This window comes from Oxalobacteraceae bacterium OTU3CAMAD1, assembly GCA_024123915.1.
GTDB lineage: Bacteria > Pseudomonadota > Gammaproteobacteria > Burkholderiales > Burkholderiaceae_D > Rugamonas.
Map to the genome: position 1 here is coordinate 5,133,221 of CP099650.1, position 19,130 is coordinate 5,152,350.

Below are 19,130 nucleotides of genomic sequence, written 5' to 3' on the forward strand. Positions count from 1 at the left end.
GTAGGTTACCATAGGTAATATGAATGCGCAGGCGAATCGTGTTGTCACGCGCAAGGACGAGCATTGACGAACAAATTACCCCGGGCCGACCGCAGGGCCCAATTGCTGAACACCGCCTACGCCATCGTGCGCGAACACGGGACCGATGCCCTCACGCTCGGCGCCTTGGCCAAAGAGGCAGGCGTGAGCAAACCGATCGCCTACAGCCATTTCGAGACTCGATCGGGCTTGCTGATCGCGCTGTACCAGGAAATCAACGAACGCCGGATGGCCGCAGTGGCGGCCGATTTGTCCAACACGCCCGCGAACCTGCCGGCAATCGCGCGCATGATGGCGGCCGCGTATATGGCCTGCCATGCGGCGTTGGGACCTGAGTGGCACGCTATCGGCGCGGCGATGCAGGGCGACGCCGCGATGCACGCCTGCCATGAGCGCATCATCGACGGCTACGTCGACTTCTTCCACGGCGCGCTCGCGCCCGTGTCATCACTAAAGAGTGAACCATTGCGCCGGCGCTGCATCGGCATCATCGGCGCAGCCGAGGCGCTGTCAGCCGCGATGGTGCGCGGACGCGTGAGTGAACGGTTGGCGGCGGCCGATCTCGAGTCCCTCATCGTCGCTGCGCTGGCGCCGGCCGCCAGCGCCGTCAGTTAGCCCAAGCTCCGCCAACCGCTAATCATCCAACCCCTTCCCGCTCAGGATATCGGGAATGGCTTTGATCACCCGCGCGGTGCGGGTCTTCGACTGCTTGGCCGATGAAAAATGCAGCAGGTAAGCCCGCCGGCGTCCCGGCGTCAACGCCTCGAAAGCGGTTTTCAGGTCCAACATCTCATCCAGCTTGGCCTGGAACTCCTCCGGCACCGAAAACTCCTCGGTCTTCTTCAACTCGACCTTCAGGCCGGACTGCTCAACCTTCGTCGCCTCCGCGATATAAGCCTTCAACACGGCTTTCAGCTTGCGGATTTCCTCGACGCTCTTAAAGCGCACCTGCCGTGCCGCCTGCACATTATCGGTCTGCTGGATCAGGATACCCTTGGCATCCTTCAGCAACGCCCCCTTGAAAAACAGCAGCGCACAATACTCCTTGAACGAGTGGATCAACACCACGTTGCGTCCGTCCAGCGTATAGCACGGCACGCCCCACTTCAAATCCTCGCCAAGGCCGCTATCGAGACAAATCGCCCGCAGCTCGCGCACCTCGTCCACCCAGTTCTTCAGCCGTTCAACATAGGCGTCGACTTTCGGATTCAGGATGTGCTCTTTCATGGCTCGCCTCTCAGTAGGTCCCGGGAAGAAGGATGTTACGGTTGATATGCTGCAGATCGCGCAGTCCGCAGAAAGCCATCGTCAGGTCGGCCTCGTTGCGGATGATGTCCAGGCATTTGCTCACGCCCTGCTCGCCCATCGCACCCAGGCCATACAGGAACGGACGTCCAATATAGACGCCTTTCGCGCCCAGCGCCACCGCCTTGATCACGTCCTGGCCGGAGCGGATGCCGCCGTCCATGTGCACCTCGATCTGCTTGCCGACCGCCTCGACGATGGCAGGCAACGCGCCGATCGACGATTGCGCGCCATCGAGCTGGCGGCCGCCGTGGTTGGAGACGATCAGCGCGTCGGCGCCACTTTCAACGGCCAGGCGCGCATCCTCCGCGTCCATGATGCCCTTGATGATCAACTTGCCGCCCCAGCGCTGCTTGATCCACTCGACATCCTTCCACGACAGGCTCAAATCGAACTGCTGGCTGGTCCACGACGACAGCGACGACATGTCCGACACCGACGTCGCGTGGCCGACGATATTGCCGAAGCTGCGGCGCTTGGTACCCAGCATGCCGAAGCACCAGCGCGGCTTGGTGGCGAGGTTGATCATGTTGGCGACGGTCAGTTTGGGCGGCGCCGACAGGCCGTTGCGCAGATCCTTGTGGCGCTGTCCCAGCACCTGCAAATCCAACGTCAACACCAGCGCCGAGCAGCGCGCGGCCTTGGCGCGGTCGATCAGGCGGTTGATGAATTCACGGTCCTTCATCACATACAACTGGAACCAGAAAGGCTTGCTGGTGTTGGCCGCGATGTCCTCGATCGAGCAGATGCTCATCGTCGACAAGGTGAACGGCACGCCAAATTTTTCGGCGGCCTTGGCGGCGAGAATTTCGCCGTCGGCGTGCTGCATGCCGGTCAGGCCGGTCGGCGCCAGGGCCACAGGCATCGTGACGTTCTGCCCGACCATGGTGCTGGCCAGGGTGCGGTTCTCCAGATTGACGGCCACCCGCTGGCGGAATTTGATTTTCGCGAAGTCTTCGTTGTTGGCGCGGTAGGTCGATTCGGTCCAGGAGCCGGCATCGGCGTAATCGTAGAACATGCGCGGAACGCGCTTCTTGGCCAGAACGCGCAGGTCTTCGATACTGGTGATGATGGTCATGCACACTCCTTGGGCGATAATCGACAAATCATCGGGCATTTTGGTGAAAATGCCAATAGGAATGTGGGGCTACAATAGCCATCCAGGCAGGATAATCAAGGAGTTGATTTTGGCGCGACCAGGCAGCAAGGGCACTACGGTGATTGTGGTGATGGCGGCGGCTTTGCTCTGCACCCTCGCCTATAAGAACATGAGCAAGGTTCCGGCGCCGCCGCCGGCAACGAAGGGCAACTGCACCCAGGAAGCCATCCGCCAGGTCGACGATCCGATGGAACGGGCGATTCTGTCCGGCCAGTGCGCCAAACAACCCGCCACGACAGGCGCCAACGCCAAATAACGGGCGCCACAAAGCAAAAAGGCCTGAAGATTTCTCTTCAGGCCCTTCTACTTACGAATTTTTGGTGCGGCTGGCAGGAATCGAACCCACGACCCCTTGGTTCGTAGCCAAGTACTCTATCCAGCTGAGCTACAGCCGCGAAAGACAACATTATAGCAGGGCAATCTCAAATCTAAAAGCTCCGGGAACAGAAATGTTCACACATTATTTCATAGCGCAGAGGCCGTGTAGCAGTGGAGGACCTGACCCCGGAGTTGAAAAGAAAAAAGGCCTGAAGATTTCTCTTCAGGCCCTTCGTCTTACGAATTTTTGGTGCGGCTGGCAGGAATCGAACCCACGACCCCTTGGTTCGTAGCCAAGTACTCTATCCAGCTGAGCTACAGCCGCGAAAGACAAGATTATAGCAGCGTTTTTCTGATTGGAGAAGCATTCCTTTTAGGAAATTCCGGTTTTGCCTCAAACCAACTATTTGTCTTTCCCTGGAACCGAGTCGCAACTATGATGAACGACTACTTTTAACCCGAGGAGACTACGATGAAACGCTTTTTGCAGACCATGGTGATGATGACGGCCTTCGCCGTGGGCAGCGCCGGCGCGGCCGACGCCGAACGCGCCAGCGCCAAAGACGCCGTGGCGATGGTGAAGAAGGTCATCGCCGATATGAAGAAACAAGGCAAGGAAAAAGTCATCCAGGAGATACAGGCGCAAAGCCCGCAATACCGCGACCGCGATCTCTACGTTTCGGTGGGCACTTTGGAAGGCGTCAACCTGGCGAATGGTAACAACGCCAAGATGGCCGGCAAGAACATCATCGACTTGAAAGACCTGGACGGCAAATTGATCACGCGCGAGCGCATCGAGATTGCCAAAACCAAGGGCTCGGGTTGGCAGGACTATAAATGGCCCGATCCGGTGACCAAGGCGGTGCAGAAAAAATCGATGTACGTCGAACGTTACGAAGACATGACCGTCGCCTGCGGCATCTATAAAGACTGATCGCAGACATCTGCGCCGCAAAGCAAAAGGGCCTGAAGATTTCTCTTCAGGCCCTTCCACTTACGAATTTTTGGTGCGGCTGGCAGGAATCGAACCCACGACCCCTTGGTTCGTAGCCAAGTACTCTATCCAGCTGAGCTACAGCCGCGTTGGCAACATTATAAAGCATTAATTTCGTTTTGCAAAGTTCGATTTTTTCTATCGTTTAGTTGGCTTGGGATGAACATCACCAAATCAACTTCTTTGCGCACAGCCATTTCATACTCTGTTGCACCTCTTTCAACCGGCGTGCCGTTCGAAAGAAGCAGCATTATAGGGACACTTTCCCGGCTTGTCCAGCCCACGCGAATCACACGCCGAATTCGGCCGCCGCCTTCGCCGACCACAACGCTTCGTTGTACGAAGGATACGGTACGCCGTAACAATCGACCTGCCCGCCCTCCCCGACAAACTTGACCCACCAGCCCTGGTCGTCGGAAACGATGCCGATATCGCCAGCCTTGCAGTGACTGGCAAGTTGCTCGTTTTGCTCCAGTACAACAATATTTACTTTACGGTGACGGACGACGGTAACCATGGCAAACCTCCCTGTTTGCGGCCTCGGCCGCTATGTAGACTGTGCCGCAGTGTATCCCAAGCACCCCGCCAGATGCACTGCAACATGGACAAAAAATCTACCTTTTCGGCCTTATTCACAGCTGTGATCTCGATCATCATCAATAAAAATTTGCATTCGATTGCGCGTTGCAGCATCATTGACCTGTCTCCTCTATTCTCCTCCAAGGAAATAGATTTAGCCCGCTCCTGTAGCGGGCTTTTTTTTTACCGTGTACGATTCGATCAGCTTTGCCTTTTCATAAGAACAGATAACAGATCATAAACAGGCCGTCCACACAGTATGAATCGAACCGACTCCGCGCCGCCCCTCCCCACCACCGATTGGTCACGCACCGCCTTGGGCGCCCGCGACGGCTGGCCGCCTTGCCTGCGCCTGACCGTCGACATCCTGCTCAATTCGCCGCTGCCGATGGTGTTGATGTGGGGACGCGAGCAAGTCATGGTCTATAACAACGCCTACGCGTCGCTGATCGGCCTGGCCAGCCTGCGCGCGCCGGGCGCCAACGTGCCGTCGATGCAGCCGGCCGCGTGGAGCTGGAACAGCGCGGCCATCCGCCAGGCCTGGGACGGCCACAGCGCCAGCTACCTCGGCAACAGCCTGCCGGTGTGGCGCAACGGCGGCGTTAGCCAGCTCGCGCTGGACCTGTATTACACGCCGATCCGCGACGACGGCGACACCGTGGCCGGCATCCTGTGCGCGCTGTCGCCATCGCAGGCAATGCAGGCCGCGCCGGCCGCAGCCGACACCCGTCCGCTGCGCCTGCTGGTGGTCGAGGACAACGCCGACGCCCGCTACCTGGTGTGCGAGACGCTGCGCGCGCTCGGCCACGAGGTGCACCCGGCCGCCTCGGGCGAGGAGGCGCTGCCGGAGTTGTCAAGACTATCGTTCGACATCCTGTTTACGGACGTCAGCCTGCCCGGCATGTCCGGGGTCGACCTGGCGCGCCGGGCGCTGCAGCAGGCGCCGGGACTGGAGCTGATGTTCGCCTCCGGCTACGGCGACGAGCTGACCCGCCACCTGGAGTTTCCGGCAAGATCGTTGCAAAAACCATACGACATCGAACAATTGCAGAGCGCACTCGACCAAATCGCCGTGCGCCTGCGCGGAAGCGCCCCGTGATAGCGCTAGAACGACCACGCGCCCGGCGGCGATAGCGTCAACCGTGCGGTGCCGGCGTTAGCAAAGCGTTACAATGAAGACACCGTAAACCGTCAAGCGTTAGCCTGGCGAACCTGCGGCCGCCACCCGGCGGCACAGGCCTCGCGGCAGCCTGAAGCGACACATGATTCTTCCCAACGAGCCCAACGACGTCCTACCCTCCGCCTCCCTGGCGGACGACGCCATGCTCATCACAGCGCAAAGCGCCCATGAGGAATTGCTGAGCGCGCGAGAGGCGCTGCGTCAAAGCCAACTCGAATTGCGCGCGCTCGCCAATTCGATGCCCCAGCTGGCGTGGATCGCCGAGCAGGACGGCACCATGATCTGGTACAACCAGCGCTGGTACGACTACACCGGCACCTCGCCCGAGCAGATGGCCGCCGGCGGCTGGCGCGACGTCTACGCCCCCGATTGCCTGGACGCGATGGTCGAGCTGTGGGAACAGTGCCGCGCCAGCGGCGCGCCGTTCGAGCTGGAGGTGCCGATCCGCAGCGCCGACGGCGAGTTCCGCTGGTTCCTCACGCGCGCCAACCCTGTGCGCGGCAGCAACGGCCTGATTTTGCGCTGGTTCGGCACCTGCACCGACGTCGACCAGGTCAAGCGGGCCCAGGAAGCGCTGCGCGACGAAACCGCCGTGCTCGAACTGGTCAACCGCACCGGCACCGCGCTGGCCTCCACCCGCGACCTGCATCCCCTGCTGCAGGAACTGACCGACGCCGCCACCAGCATCAGCGGCGCGCGCTTCGGCGCCTTCTTCCACCAGGGTTTGGACGGCGCCGGCGAGGCGGCGCTGCTGCACACGCTGTCGCGCGGCGCGCCGGCCGGCTTCGCCAGCTTCGCCGAACCGCGCGCGGCCGCCCTGCTCGGCCCCAACATGGGCGGCAAGGGCCCGGTGCGCAGCGACGACCTGCATGCCGAGGCTGGCCAGGCGCAGTCCGGCCAGCCGCAGGTGCGCAGCTACCTGGCCGTGCCGGTGGCGCTGAGCTCGGGCGCGGTGATCGGCTGCCTGTGCTTCGGCCACCCGGAACCGGACATGTTTTCCGAGCGCACCGAGCGCATCATCGGCGGCGTCGCCGCCCAGGCCGCCATCGCGATCGACAACGCCCGCCTCTACCAGGCCACCCAGCAAGCGGCCGAGGAGCGCAAGGTGCTGCTCGACAGCGAGCGCCAGGCGCGCGCCGAGGCCGAGCGCACCAGCCAGATGAAGGATGAATTCCTGGCCACCCTGTCGCACGAGCTGCGCACGCCGCTGACGGCCATCCTGGGCTGGGCCCAGGTGCTGCGCCGGGGCAGCCGCGACCAGGCCGACCTGCACCGCGGCCTGCAGACCATCGAACGCAACGCCCGCGCGCAGGCCCAGCTGATCGAGGATTTGCTCGACATGAGCAGCATCGCCTCCGGCAAGGTGCAGCTCGAAATGCTGTCGTTGTCGCCATCGGCGATCGCCGCCGCCGCCGTCGAGACGGTGCGCCCGGCCGCCCAGGCCAAGCACATCCACCTGCACGCCGAGTTCGAGGCGCTGGCCGGCATGGTCGCCGGCGACGCCAACCGCTTGCAGCAAATCATCTGGAACCTGCTGAGCAACGCCATCAAGTTCACCCCGCATGGCGGCATGGTGACGATCGGCGTGCGGCGCGAAGGCGACCAGGTCGCCATCTTCGTGCGCGACACCGGCATCGGCATCGCGCCCGGCTTCATCGCCCATGTGTTCGAACGCTTCCGCCAGGCCGACGCCACCACCACCCGCCAGCACGGCGGACTGGGACTGGGTTTATCGATCGTCAAGCATCTGGTCGAGCAGCATGGCGGCACCGTCAGCGCCGAGAGCGCCGGCGAGGGCCTGGGCGCCTGCTTCACCGTGCGCCTGCCGCGCCGCGGCGGTAAAAAAGAGGCGGCGGCCGACGCCGGCGGCGTGCGTTCTGCTGCGACGCATGATTTATCCGGCTTGCAAGTGTTGGTCGTTGACGACGAAGACGACGCCCGCGAGTTGATCAAACGCATACTTAATGACTGCAACGCCGACGTGCTGACCGCCGCCACCGCCACCGAGGCGCTCACCTTGCTCCAGCACGCGCGGCCCGACCTGATGGTCAGCGACCTGGGCATGCCGGAGGTCGACGGCTACGGCCTGCTCGACCGTATCCGCGCGCTGGGCCCGGCGCACGGCGGCAATCTCCCGGCCATCGCGCTGACCGCGTTCGCGCGCTCGGAGGACCGGGTGCGCGCCCTGTCGAGCGGCTTCATGGCCCACATCTCCAAGCCCGTCGAACCGAGCGAGCTCATCTCAAAAGTGGCGGCCATGGGCGCCGCGCACCGCCACGCGTGATATCCTCTGGTCAACAAGGGAAGAACGACAATGGCATGCGATAAACAGACGTAACCATTATTGCCACACAGTACATATTCCCTCCTACTTTGAGACGCGGCACTGTCCTACAAGCAATTTGCTGGAGGCTTGTTACACTACAAAAATTCGCGGGAAAAGGGTACAATAATTTCCATGCGGCAATAAGTTACAGATGTGTGCGCCGCAGCACATCGGTTTGCTATATTATCGATTTATTATGGGCGTTTTCCCGGCCATTCCGGCCGTTTTAAGAGACAGACAGAGACAAATATGCCGAGCCGAGACGAAATTCTGCACGCCAAGATCCTGGTGGTGGATGACAGTGCCGACAACGTCGACCTGATGCTGGAGATCCTGCGCGAAGCCGGTTATACCAATGTCGCGTCGACGATGCTGCCAGAACAGGTGTGCCCGATGCACCGCCAGCAGTGCTACGACTTGATTTTGCTCGATCTGCAAATGCCGGGGCTCAATGGTTTCCAGGTCATGAAGGGCTTGAAGGAAATCGAACAGGGCGGCTACCTGCCGGTGCTGGCCCTGACCGCCCAACCGAGTTTCAAGATCGCCGCGCTGGAAGCGGGCGCGCGCGACTTCATCAGCAAACCGTTCGACCTGCTCGAGGTGCACAAGCGCATCCATAACATGCTGGAGGTGCGCCTGCTCTACAAGGAACTGGCGCAGTACAGCCGCCAGCAGCAGGAATTGGCGCTGCACGATCCGCTCACGGGCCTGCCCAACCGCCGCCTGCTCGAAGACCGCATCGCCACCGTGCTGCAACACGCGACGCGCCAGCAGAACAAGGCCGCCGTCATGTACCTGGACCTCGACGGTTTTAAAGCCATCAACGACACCCACGGCCACGCCACCGGCGACGACATCCTCAAAATGGTGGCGCAGCGCCTGGTCGGCTGCGCCCGCAAGGAAGACACGGTGGCCCGCGTCGGCGGCGACGAGTTCGTCATCGTCATGGGCAATATCGCGCACCTGGGCGACACGCAGGAGCCGGCGAGCAAGCTGATCGAGGCGGTCTCCGAACCCTACCTCATCAACGGCCTGACCCTGCAGCTGTCGACCAGCATCGGCATCGGCATCTTCCCGGACGACGCCGACGCGGTCGCCTCGGTGATCGCCATGGCCGACGCCGCGCTGTACGAGGCCAAGCGCTCGGGCAAGAACCGCAGTTGCACCGCGCAGACGCTGCGCAACCAGCCGACAAGGCAACACGTCAGGTCGCCGGCGCCGGCCTGAAAGCCGGGCAAGAAAAAAAAGGGCGGCTGAGATAGCCGCCCTTCTTCTTTTGTCGAGGACAAACGCTTAGTGCGCGGCGGCCTTTTGCTTGCCGCCTTTGTTGTTCTCTTCGACTTTGCCGGCGTTCTGATGGTCGGCCTTGGCGTTGACCATATCCGGAGGGACCTCGATGCGCGTGATGCCCGAATCAACCGACACCGGATCGCTGGCCGGGAACGTCATTTCGATGCCGCCATCGAGCAGCGTTTCCTTGGCCTGCTCTTCCGGCGTTTCCTGCTCGTGATCGGCCAGGGTGGCGATGGCTTGCGCCCACTTGACGAACTCCAGCTTGGACAGGTCGCGCACGCTGTGCACGTCGAAGGCCTGGGCCAGCGCCTTGGCGTCCTTGGGGCTGATGCCGCGCAGGGCGCTCACCGGCGCTTCGGCCAAGGCCCGGAAACTCAGCCCTACATATTCCTTGTCGACGATGGTATCGATATTCATGATGTTTTCCTTTAGTGGGGGTTACAACTGCACTGTGACAGCCGCGCCACGGCGGGTCTGTGCGGAATCAAACATTGGCGTCGCCAGGCGCAAGGACCGGTTCGATTGCCGGTTGAGGTTTTGACATTCATATAGGCAATTGCTATGATCCCCAGGTGCTTCTCTGGCTGCATCTACGCCGCGAAGATTTCGCAGTATCAGCATGAGCAGAGACCCCGTGCCTAAAATAGAAAAACCAAAGATCCTGGTCGTCAATGACGACGCGAACAGCTTGTTCGCGTTGACTAGCTTGCTTGCCCAGTGGGCCGAGCAGGAATCCTATGAAGTGCTGGCGGCGCGTTCCGGACAGGAGGCGCTGCGGCAGGTGCTGATGCACGATTTCGCCGTCATTCTGCTCGACGTCAACATGCCCGGCATGGACGGCTTCGAGACGGCCGAGGCGATCCACCAGCGCGCGCGCTCGGCCGACATCCCGATCATCTTCATCACCGCCTTCCTCGCCGACGAGCTGGACCGTTTGAAGGCCTACCAGCGCGGCGCCGTCGACTTCCTGTTCACGCCGGTGATTCCGCAGATCCTGTACGCCAAGATCGCCGTGTTCGTCGCGCTGGCGGTCAAGAACGAGGAATTGAAGAAGCAGGCGCGCCAGTTGAGCCAGCGCACCACCGAACTGACCGCCACCAATAAACGGCTGACGCGCGAGATCGAGGACCGCCAGGTAGCCGAGCGGCAAAACCACGCCAAGGACGAGTTCCTGGCGATGCTGGGCCACGAACTGCGCAATCCGCTTAGCGCCATCAGCAGCGCCGCCTCGCTGATCGGCCTGCCGGGGGTGTCCACCGACGGCGTGCAGCGCGCCAAGAAAATCATCCAGCGCCAGAGCCAGCACCTGGGCCGCATCGTCGACGACCTGCTCGACCTGTCGCGCGCCATGTCCGGCAAGATTTTGCTCAACCGGGCGCCGCTGGACCTGTCGGCGCTGGTCGCGCACACGCTCGAAACCTTCCGCGCCACCGGCCGCAGCGGCGACTACCAGCTGATTCAGGACCTCGACCCCGGCTGGATCGACGGCGACCCGACCCGGCTGGAGCAGATCGCCAGCAACCTGATCGACAACGCCCTGAAATACACGCCGCCCGGCGGCCGCATCGAAGTGCGCACCTGGACCGAGAACGACGACGTCGTGCTCAGCGTACGCGACACCGGCGTCGGCATCTCGGCCGACCTGCTGCCGCACGTGTTTGACGTCTTCGTCCAGGGCTCGAGCACCCTCGACCGCGCGCAGGGCGGCCTGGGCATCGGCCTGTCGCTGGTGCGCCGCTTGACCGAACTGCACGGCGGCAGCATCGAGGCGGAAAGCAAGGGCCCGGGCGGCGGCAGCACCTTCACGCTCAGGATGCCGCGCATCGAGCACCAGGTCGCCCCCGCGCCGACGCCGGCGCCGGCCGCGCAGGAGCACGAGCAAGGCAAGCCGAGCGTGCTGCTGATCGAGGACAACGAGGACGGCCGCGAAATGATGGCCATGATGCTCAGCTGCTACGGCTACGAGGTGCAGTACGCCGAGGACGGCCTGCGCGGGCTGGAGGTGGCGGCGCGCTTCCGGCCGGACCTGGCGCTGGTCGACATCGGCCTGCCCGGCATCGACGGCTACGAGGTGGCGCGCCGGTTGCGCGCCGACCCGGCCACGCGCGACATCAAGCTGATCGCGCTGACCGGCTACGGCCTGGCCGAGGACCTGCGGCGGGTGCTCGACGCCGGCTTCGACCGCCATCTGGTCAAGCCGGTCGATATCGACCACCTGATGGAAGTGATCGGCAGTTGCACCGAATTGCCGGTCAAATAAGCCGGTCGAATAATCGGAGAAAAAGCGCCGTGGCTGCGGCGCCACGGTGCGCCACACTTTGCGAAGCTCGGGTATCATCCGAACACGATAAGTCTGCCGGAAAAAAAGCGGTTACCCACCGCAACTCCGGTCCGCTAACATCACTTCAGAGAAAACCATGTCCTTACCGGCTCCACAAGAACATCAGGACGCGCTGCGCAGCGCGGATTTGAGCGAACTGCTCGGCCACGTACATACGTGTTGGGATAACGAAAGGCGCTCGCTGTCGCGCCAGCTGCACGACAGCCTGGGCTCGTCGCTGACGGCGCTCACCATGCATCTGGGCCTGCTGATGCAGAAGATGCCGCAGGAGCCAGCGCTGCAGGACCGCGCCGCGCACATGAAGCAGCTGCTGATGCAGATCGTCGAGACCAACCGCCAGATGCAGCTCAAACTATGGAACGACAAGCTGGAGTTCCTCGGCGTGCGCGTGGCCCTGGGCGAGCTGGTCGAGCAGTTCGGCGAGCAGCAAAAGATCACGGCCCGCTGCAGCCTGCCCGATGACGAGCTCGATTGTCCGCGCAGCCACGGCATCGTGCTGCTGCACACCCTGGAGGAAGCGCTGCGCAACATCGCCACCCACGCCAGCGCCACCGAGGTGGACGTGATTGTCGACGACAACGAGGACGAGGTGATGTTGACTGTCAAGGACAACGGCGTGGGCCTGGGCGGTCCGGCGTCGGCCGCGCCGGGTCAGGTCAAGGGCAAGTTCGGCCTGCGCATGGCGCGCGAGCGCGCCGCGTATCTGGGCGGCACCTTGACCTTGGCGGGAGGCGTCAACGGCGGCGTCGCGTTGACGATGATTTTGCCGAAGCCCGTGAACGCGATGTAAGGCCAGCGGCGGACCGCCGTCCTGAACAACATCTAAACCACGTAGGGCGGATTAGCGAAGCGTAATCCGCCAATGCGTGCGTTGCCAGCGGCTCATAGATGGCGGATTACGGCGTTCCGCCTAATCCGCCCTACGTGTCTCCAAGGTCTCTCAAACAGCAGTGACCAGGCTCAATGCAACTTGACCAACGGCGTGCTGCGCTTGATCAGGAAGCGCGCCAGCGCCAGCGCCCCGGTGCGTATCGTCCCCAGCACCGCCTGGTGGTGCATCAGATGCAAACTGGTGTACATCAACCGCGCGACGAAACCGTCGACAAACCAGCTCAATCCCTTCAGCGATCCCATCAAGCTCCCCACCGACGTGGTCTGTCCGAACGACACCAGCGAGCCATAATCGCGGTACACATACGGGTGGCTTTGCGGCGGCTTGCCCTTCTGCTGGCGCAGGAAGGTGGTCAGCAGATAATCCGCCTGCTGGTGCGCGGCCTGCGCGCGCGGCGGCACCAGCTTGCCGTCCGGCCCGGCACACGCGGCGCAATCACCCAGCGCGTAAATATAATCGAAGCCCTTGACGGCCAAATCAGGACCGACATCGATCTGCCCCGATTTCACCGTCGGCAGCCCCAAGCCCTTGAGGAAATCGGGCGCCTTGATGCCGGCCGCCCACACCACGATCTGCGCCGGATAGGACACCTCCCCGGCGCTGACCTGCATGGCGGAAATCGCCGTCACCCGGGTATTGGTGACCACGGTGACCGCGCGCTGATGCAGCAGTTCCAGCGCGGCCGTCGATACCTTCTCCGGCAGCGGCGCCAGGATGCGCGGCGCGCCCTCGATCAAGGTGATGCGCACGTCGCGCTCGGCCTGCAACTGGCGGAAGCCATAGGCCGCGTACACGCCGCTGGCTTCGCGCAATTCCGCCGCCAGCTCGACGCCGGTGGCGCCGCCGCCGATGATGACGACATCGATGCCGGCATCGGGCTGCGCGCTCTTTTTCAGCGACGCCAGGGTCAGTAGCTTGAGCAAGGTGAGGCGGAAGCGCTCGGCGTCCTCGGTGGCGTTGAGGGAAATAGTATGTTCGGCCGCGCCCGGCACGCCGAAATAATTGGAGGTGCTGCCGACCGCCAGCACCAGCGAGTCGAAGCGGATCTGCCGCTCGGGCAGGATCAGTTCGTTCGTCGGTTCGACGCCGCGTATCGCGCCGACCGTCACCAGCCGCTGCGCGGCGTCGAGCGCCACCATTGGCCCATAGGCAAACGTAAAGCCATTGTCGTGCGCCAGCATCTGGTAGGACAACCCTTCCTGATGCACGTCCAGGGTGCCGGCCGCCACCTCGTGCAGCGACGGCTTCCAGATATGGTAGAGCCGGCTATCGACCAGCATCACCGCTTCCGGACCCAGCTTGCGCCCCAGTTTGCAGGCGAGTTCAAGCCCGCCCGCGCCGCCGCCTACAATGACTATTTTGCTATGCAAATGTTTCTCCTGTGGCGGCGGCCTGCACCGCATTGTGGTCTTAATGGGCGCGCTTAACGGTCGCGGCCGTTTCCGTTGCCGTTGCCGTTGCCATGGCCGTTGCCATGCCCCTTGTGGTCTTTGTCCTTGTGCTTGTTTTTGCCGTGGTCGTCGTCGCGGCGGTCATCACGTCGGTCGTCGCGACGGTCGTCGTGGCGGTCGCCGCCACCATGGCGGCTACGATATACCGGCGCATACTGATTGTTATACCAGCTATCTTGAACAAAATACACTGGTTGGCCGCAGGCGTTGTAAGCGCCGCAGTGCTTGGACCACTTCTTGGCGTGGCCCGGCGGCACGCGCAGATAGATCGGCGCGCGCTCCACATAGTGCGTCGGACGCTGAATAATCAGCGGTTCGCGATAAATCACTTGCGGCTGCGGATAGTCACCGATGTCGATGCGGCCGTAAAATCCCGGCTGGCCGATGCTGACCGAGACGTTGGTGCTGCCGGCGAAGGCGCTCGCGGCGGACAAAGCCAGCAAGCTGGCCGCAATGAGTTTGGCTTTCATGATGTGCCCCATATTGTTATTTATTGTTGAGCGAAGTTGCTCAAGGAACATAATAACAAGTCTGGAGCACTATTTCCGTTCGTTAGCGAACATACGCTTTTGCAAGTTTGCCTTAGAGGCAAGAGCGAAAGTACCCCGCCAGCGGCGCCGGCTTAGCGCAACTCGGCGTCCAGCTGGCGGATCGCCGTCTGCGCCTGCGTGATGACGCGGTCGGCGATGCGCTGGCGCATGCCGGGCACGCGCGCGGCGGCCTCCGCCTCCAGCAACAGCGGTGTCAGCAATTGCAGCGCGGACTCGTGGAAACCCTGCGCGACCAGGTTCAGTTGGTCGTTGAACGATTGCTCGGCCGCCTGCAACTGCTTGCGCAACTCCTGCTCGAACGCGGCGCGCTTGTCGCGAATCTCGGTGCGCTTGCGCTTGCCGCCATCGGTGAACCACTTGAAAGCCCCCGCCAGCAGCACCGCGCCGCCGACGAACGGCGCCGCCGGCGCCACCACCGGCAACACGACCGCCGCGCCGATCAGATAGGCCGCGGTGCCGGTGCCGGCCGCGACCACCGCCCCGCTCATCAAGGTGACGTTGGCCGCCGTGTCGACCTTGTTGACCAGGCGCGTGCCGATGCGCAGGCGCGGCATCAGCTTGGCCAGGGTCGAATGGTGCTGCCGCTGGAACACCGACGACTGGTTGAGCCGCATCGCCGACTGGAACAGGCGCAAGTCCTCCTGCATCAAATGCAGAGACTGCTCCTTGCGGCGCACGATGCGATCCAGGCGCCGCTCCATCTCCTGCCCGAACTGCTGGCGGCCAATGCTGGCCCAGACCTCCTCCTCTTTCCACTGATCGGTGTTGAGGCGGTCGCCGATGGCCAGCTCGATGGCGTTGCCGGCGTCGTGCACCGCGTCGTCGATCTCCTCGGCCAGCAGGCGGCGCTCATGGGCGATGCGCTGGTCGACCAAGGTCAGCCGTTGCAGAACCTGGTTCTTCAGGTCGTTGGCCGCGCTGACCAGGGTGGCGGCGGTGGCCTCCCCCATCGACAGCAGCCGTGCCTGGTCCAGGTAGGCGCTGATGTCGTGCGTGATCGACGCGGTGGTGCTGCCGACCAGTTGCCGTAGCTGGTCGTGGTCGATGTCGCCGGACTGGAAATTGCGCGCGTGCTCGACCAGTTCCGGCTGGCCCGCGTTGCGGCCGAACTCGGCGACGGTATCGGCCAGCGAGCGCCCGCGCACCAGGCGCCGCGCCTGCTCGCCGAGGTTGGCAAGCAGGCCGCGCTGCTCGACGATCGGCAACTTCTGCACGTCGTCCGGCGACAGGCGCACCGACAGCGCCTTGGCCAGCCGCTGCGCCAGCGCCCGGGCGTCGCCGCCGTGCAAGGCCAGCAGCGGGATGGTCATGCCGAGCGCGTTCTCGCGCGCGGCCTGGTCGATGCCGGCGCAGCTGCGCGCCAGCGCGTTGAAGGCCCAGTCGACGTCGATGCCCGATTCGATGGCGTTGAGCACCAGCGCGGTGAACACGGCCGAGGATTTGCCGTCGCCGGCGATGTCGGTGACGGCGGCGAACTGCGCCAGGGTGAGGCTGCCTTCGTTGCCGGCGATCGCGCCGACCGCGCGCGCGTATGCCGAGCTGAAGCTTTGGTCCGACGACAGATGCTCGTCCAGCGAGCGGACGGTCACGACGTGGGCGGTCGGTGGAGTACCGTGGTGACTATTCACACTTGCTCCGATTCATAAAATTACCTAGCTGCGATTTTAACTGAAGCGCAGCTGCCACGTGGTCACGTACGGCCACGTACGCGGCCCTAGCCGGCCCCGGTCGCCAGGAAAAGGGTTTCCTTGATCTCTTCCATCACCACATAGCTCTTGGACTGCGCCGCGCCGGGCAGGCTGAGCAGCATATCGCCGAGCAGCTTGCGGTATTCGGCCATCTCGTGGATGCGCGCCTTGATCAGGTAATCGAAGTCGCCCGACACCAGATGGCACTCCTGCACTTCCGGGATGCGCAAGACCTCGCGCCGGAACTGCTCGAACACCGGGCCGGATTTCTGGTTCAAGGTGATCTCGACGAACACCAGCAGCTTGGCGCCCAGCGCCGGCGGATCGATGCGCGCGTGGTAGCCGGTGATGACGCCGTCGCGCTCCATGCGCTTGACGCGCTCGATGGCCGGCGTGATCGACAGCCCCACCTGCTCGCTCAAATCCTTCATCGAGATGCGGCCGTCGCTTTGCAGGATGTGCAGGATCTTGCGGTCGAGCTTGTCCAGGGCGCGGACCGATTCCTTTTGAATTCGCATGATAATCCACTAAATAATCGAATTTATACGGTAACAAATGCTAGCGAGACGAGCATACCATAGTGGAATATCTGGCTAACATAAATAATAGGGGTTCGCATGCGCGTTGTCATTCTTGGTAGCGGTGTTATCGGCGTCACGAGCGCCTATTATTTGGCCCAGGCCGGCCACGACGTGACCGTGCTCGACCGTCAACCCGGCCCCGCTCTGGAAACCAGTTTCGCCAACGCCGGCCAGATTTCGCCCGGCTACGCCTCGCCGTGGGCCGCGCCCGGCATCCCCCTCAAGGCGATGAAATGGATGCTGCAACGCCACGCGCCGCTCTCGATCACGCCCGACGGCTCCCTGTTCCAACTGCAGTGGATGTGGCAGATGCTGCAGAACTGCACCACCGAGCGCTACGCAGTCAACAAGGAACGCATGGTGCGCCTGGCCGAGTACAGCCGCGACTGCTTCAAGACCCTGCGCGCGGCCACCGGCATCGAATACGAAGGCCGCCAGCAAGGCACGACGCAGCTGTTCCGCACCCTGAAGCAGCTCGACGACGCCGCCAAGGACATCGCCGTGCTCAAGGACACCGGCGTCGCCTATGAACTGCTGAGCCGCGAGCAACTGGCCGGCGCCGAGCCGGGCCTGGATCAGAACAAGCTGGTCGGCGGCTTGCGCCTTCCCAACGACGAGACCGGCGACTGCCAGTTGTTCACCACCCGGCTGACGGCGATGGCCGAAAAGCTGGGCGTCAACTTCCGCTACGGCGTCGATATCACCGGGCTGATCACTTCGGGCGACGACATCAAGGGCGTGCGCTGCGGCGCCGAAGTCGTGACCGCCGACTCGTACGTGGTCGCGCTCGGTTCGTATTCGACCAGCCTGCTCAAGAACCTGGTCAGCATCCCGGTCTATCCGCTCAAGGGCTATTCGATCACGGTGCCGATCGTGAACGCGGCCGCCGCGCCGGTGTCGACCATCCTGGACGAGACCTACAAGATCGCCGTGACGCGCTTCGACGACCGCATCCGCGTCGGCGGCATGGCCGAGATCGCCGGCTTCGACACGCGCCTCAATCCGCGCCGCCGCGAGACGCTGGAGATGGTGGTTAACGACTTGTTCCCTGGCGCCGGCAACACGGCCTCGGCCAGCTTCTGGACCGGCTTGCGGCCGATGACGCCGGACGGCACGCCCATCGTCGGCCGCACCGCGCTGCGCAACCTGTTCATCAACACCGGCCACGGCACGCTGGGGTGGACCATGTCGTGCGGCTCGGCGCAGCTGCTGTCCGATATCATTTCGGCACGCCGTCCGGCGATTCTGGCCGATGATTTGTCGGTGGCACGGTACAGTGGCGCCGTGGCGCCGCGCCAGCCTCGGTTGGCGAGCGCTTAACGCGGGCCTCTCCCCTCTTTGCAGGCGCTCTTTGCGGCGCATGCATGGCGGATTACGCGCTTCGCGCTAATCCGCCCTACGTGTCTCCGTGGTCATGCGACATCCCCGTTCGTCGCCGGTCGCCTCCTTCTGCACGTCGCCACTGTCGCATCCCCGCCTCTATCGCACCCGGAACCCACAACATCGTCATCATGGCGTTGAGAATGGGCCGTAGCGTGCGTATAATTTTAATCATGAACAAACTTGAAGCATTCGGCCATATTGCGGCCCTGGCCATCCGTGGCGAACTGGTGTTCCCCACCAGCGTAAACGCGGCGCTCCGCGTTCAATTGGCATTGGACGATCCGGAATGCCCGGTCGACAAGGCGATCGGCCTGGTGCTGGCCGAACCGCTGCTGGCCGCGCGCACCGTCGCCATCGCCAACTCGGCGATGTTCAACCGCTCCGGCGCACCCGTGATTACCAACGTTCGCGGCGCGATCATGCGGATCGGTTACCAGAACCTGTTCGCGCTGGCCGCCGCCATGGTGGTGCGCCAGTTCGGCAGCAAGATCACCGATCCCAAACTGCGCGCCAAGGCCGAGGCGCTGTGGGACCACACCATCGCCGTCTCCGCGCTGGCGCGCCTGATCGCGCGCCACGTCACCGGCGTCAACGAGGACACCGCGCTGTTCGCCGGCATCGTCCATGAGGTGGGCGGCTTCTACCTGCTGTCGCGCGCCGACGAATTCCCCGGCCTGCTCGAGGAAGACCCGGAGAACTGGCACTCGGCCAGCGAGGAAATCATCACACGCGAAGTGATGCGCAAGCTGTGCATCCCGGAGCCGGTGGCCGACGCCATCGAAGGCCTGCGCGACAGCTTCATGTCGATCCCGCCGGACTCGCTGCTCGACACGCTGCTGCTGGCCAACCACCTGACGCCGGTGCGCTCGCCGCTGCAGGAGCCGCAGCGCGAGCTGCCGCCGCACTCCGACTCGGCGATCGACCTGTTCATCGACGAGGACAAACTGGCGGAGATGCTGAAGGAAGCGGCCAACGACGCCGCCGAAATGAACGCCGCGCTGCTGGTCTGAGCGCCACCGGGCCGGCGTGTCGCGGTCGCGCGCCCGGCCC

The 19,130-nt window shown here is 63.3% G+C and carries 19 protein-coding genes and 3 tRNA genes; 10 read left to right on the plus strand and 12 right to left on the minus strand.

Going from position 1 to position 19,130, the window contains the following annotated elements; all coding sequences use genetic code 11:
* Positions 1 to 63: 63 nt before the first annotated feature.
* Positions 64 to 654 (plus strand): TetR/AcrR family transcriptional regulator, encoded by a 591-nt coding sequence (locus NHH88_21750; protein ID USX12310.1) that lies wholly within the window; start codon positions 64 to 66, stop codon positions 652 to 654.
* 18 nt (positions 655 to 672) lie between these two features.
* Here NHH88_21750 and NHH88_21755 read toward each other — a convergent pair whose 3' ends face one another.
* Together NHH88_21755 and NHH88_21760 are read right to left on the minus strand one after the other, a co-directional pair.
* Positions 673 to 1,266: a YdeI/OmpD-associated family protein gene (locus tag NHH88_21755; protein USX12311.1), complete on the minus strand. Its 594-nt coding sequence runs from the start codon at positions 1,264 to 1,266 to the stop codon at positions 673 to 675.
* Positions 1,267 to 1,276: 10 nt separating this feature from the next.
* Positions 1,277 to 2,422, minus strand: coding sequence for an alpha-hydroxy-acid oxidizing protein (locus NHH88_21760; GenBank protein USX12312.1), 1,146 nt, complete (start codon positions 2,420 to 2,422; stop codon positions 1,277 to 1,279).
* Between NHH88_21760 and NHH88_21765 the strand changes: the two genes are divergently transcribed.
* Positions 2,412 to 2,759 carry a hypothetical protein gene (locus NHH88_21765; protein USX12313.1) on the plus strand — a complete coding sequence of 116 codons (348 nt, stop codon included), beginning with the start codon at positions 2,412 to 2,414 and terminating at the stop codon, positions 2,757 to 2,759. The two genes, NHH88_21760 and NHH88_21765, sit on opposite strands and share 11 nt — an antisense overlap.
* A gap of 62 nt (positions 2,760 to 2,821) precedes the next feature.
* Here the strand turns inward: NHH88_21765 and NHH88_21770 are convergent.
* Both NHH88_21770 and NHH88_21775 read right to left on the minus strand, forming a co-directional pair.
* Positions 2,822 to 2,898 (minus strand) — tRNA-Arg (locus tag NHH88_21770).
* A 171-nt stretch (positions 2,899 to 3,069) separates the two neighbouring features.
* Positions 3,070 to 3,146 (minus strand) — tRNA-Arg (locus NHH88_21775).
* A gap of 147 nt (positions 3,147 to 3,293) precedes the next feature.
* Here NHH88_21775 and NHH88_21780 point away from each other — a divergent pair.
* Positions 3,294 to 3,755, plus strand: coding sequence for a cache domain-containing protein (locus NHH88_21780; GenBank protein ID USX12314.1), 462 nt, complete (start codon positions 3,294 to 3,296; stop codon positions 3,753 to 3,755).
* Between the two features lie 71 nt (positions 3,756 to 3,826).
* Here NHH88_21780 and NHH88_21785 read toward each other — a convergent pair.
* The 3 genes from NHH88_21785 to NHH88_21795 all read right to left on the minus strand — a co-directional run bounded on the left by NHH88_21785 (position 3,827) and on the right by NHH88_21795 (position 4,332).
* Positions 3,827 to 3,903, minus strand: a tRNA-Arg gene (locus NHH88_21785).
* A gap of 10 nt (positions 3,904 to 3,913) precedes the next feature.
* On the minus strand, positions 3,914 to 4,066 hold the full coding sequence (locus NHH88_21790) for a hypothetical protein (GenBank protein ID USX12315.1): 153 nt from the start codon (positions 4,064 to 4,066) through the stop codon (positions 3,914 to 3,916).
* A gap of 38 nt (positions 4,067 to 4,104) precedes the next feature.
* Positions 4,105 to 4,332, minus strand: a complete 228-nt coding sequence (locus NHH88_21795; protein USX12316.1) for a hypothetical protein — start codon at positions 4,330 to 4,332, stop codon at positions 4,105 to 4,107.
* Positions 4,333 to 4,653: 321 nt separating this feature from the next.
* On the opposite strand from NHH88_21795, the gene NHH88_21800 reads away from it, so the two are divergent.
* The 3 genes from NHH88_21800 to NHH88_21810 all read left to right on the plus strand — a co-directional run bounded on the left by NHH88_21800 (position 4,654) and on the right by NHH88_21810 (position 9,127).
* A complete protein-coding gene (locus NHH88_21800; GenBank protein ID USX12317.1) occupies positions 4,654 to 5,493 on the plus strand; it encodes a response regulator in 840 nt (279 codons plus the stop codon).
* A 163-nt stretch (positions 5,494 to 5,656) separates the two neighbouring features.
* The gene (locus NHH88_21805; protein ID USX12318.1) at positions 5,657 to 7,858 is read left to right on the plus strand and encodes an ATP-binding protein; all 2,202 of its coding nucleotides are present in this window, start codon (positions 5,657 to 5,659) and stop codon (positions 7,856 to 7,858) included.
* Positions 7,859 to 8,149: 291 nt separating this feature from the next.
* Positions 8,150 to 9,127: a diguanylate cyclase gene (locus NHH88_21810; GenBank protein ID USX12319.1), complete on the plus strand. Its 978-nt coding sequence runs from the start codon at positions 8,150 to 8,152 to the stop codon at positions 9,125 to 9,127.
* Positions 9,128 to 9,193: 66 nt separating this feature from the next.
* On the opposite strand, the gene NHH88_21815 is transcribed toward NHH88_21810, so the two are convergent.
* A complete protein-coding gene (locus NHH88_21815; GenBank protein ID USX12320.1) occupies positions 9,194 to 9,610 on the minus strand; it encodes a hypothetical protein in 417 nt (138 codons plus the stop codon).
* Positions 9,611 to 9,812: 202 nt separating this feature from the next.
* Here NHH88_21815 and NHH88_21820 point away from each other — a divergent pair, with 202 nt between their 5' ends.
* On the plus strand, positions 9,813 to 11,453 hold the full coding sequence (locus NHH88_21820; GenBank protein USX12321.1) for a response regulator: 1,641 nt from the start codon (positions 9,813 to 9,815) through the stop codon (positions 11,451 to 11,453).
* Positions 11,454 to 11,610: 157 nt separating this feature from the next.
* Entirely contained in the window at positions 11,611 to 12,324 is a 714-nt protein-coding gene (locus tag NHH88_21825) for a histidine kinase (GenBank protein ID USX12322.1), read from the plus strand.
* Between the two features lie 170 nt (positions 12,325 to 12,494).
* Here the strand turns inward: NHH88_21825 and NHH88_21830 are convergent, their stop codons facing one another.
* The 4 genes from NHH88_21830 to NHH88_21845 form a co-directional block, all read right to left on the minus strand.
* Positions 12,495 to 13,796: an FAD-dependent oxidoreductase gene (locus tag NHH88_21830; GenBank protein USX12323.1), complete on the minus strand. Its 1,302-nt coding sequence runs from the start codon at positions 13,794 to 13,796 to the stop codon at positions 12,495 to 12,497.
* Positions 13,797 to 13,849: 53 nt separating this feature from the next.
* Positions 13,850 to 14,347: a hypothetical protein gene (locus NHH88_21835; GenBank protein ID USX17395.1), complete on the minus strand. Its 498-nt coding sequence runs from the start codon at positions 14,345 to 14,347 to the stop codon at positions 13,850 to 13,852.
* A 152-nt stretch (positions 14,348 to 14,499) separates the two neighbouring features.
* The gene (locus NHH88_21840; protein ID USX12324.1) at positions 14,500 to 16,056 is read right to left on the minus strand and encodes a hypothetical protein; all 1,557 of its coding nucleotides are present in this window, start codon (positions 16,054 to 16,056) and stop codon (positions 14,500 to 14,502) included.
* Between the two features lie 86 nt (positions 16,057 to 16,142).
* Complete coding sequence (locus tag NHH88_21845) at positions 16,143 to 16,634, minus strand: Lrp/AsnC ligand binding domain-containing protein (GenBank protein ID USX12325.1); 492 nt, start codon at positions 16,632 to 16,634, stop codon at positions 16,143 to 16,145.
* A gap of 99 nt (positions 16,635 to 16,733) precedes the next feature.
* Between NHH88_21845 and NHH88_21850 the strand changes: the two genes are divergently transcribed.
* Entirely contained in the window at positions 16,734 to 18,017 is a 1,284-nt protein-coding gene (locus NHH88_21850) for a D-amino acid dehydrogenase (protein ID USX12326.1), read from the plus strand.
* Between the two features lie 233 nt (positions 18,018 to 18,250).
* The gene (locus NHH88_21855; protein ID USX12327.1) at positions 18,251 to 19,090 is read left to right on the plus strand and encodes an HDOD domain-containing protein; all 840 of its coding nucleotides are present in this window, start codon (positions 18,251 to 18,253) and stop codon (positions 19,088 to 19,090) included.
* The last annotated feature ends 40 nt before the right edge of the window (positions 19,091 to 19,130 follow it).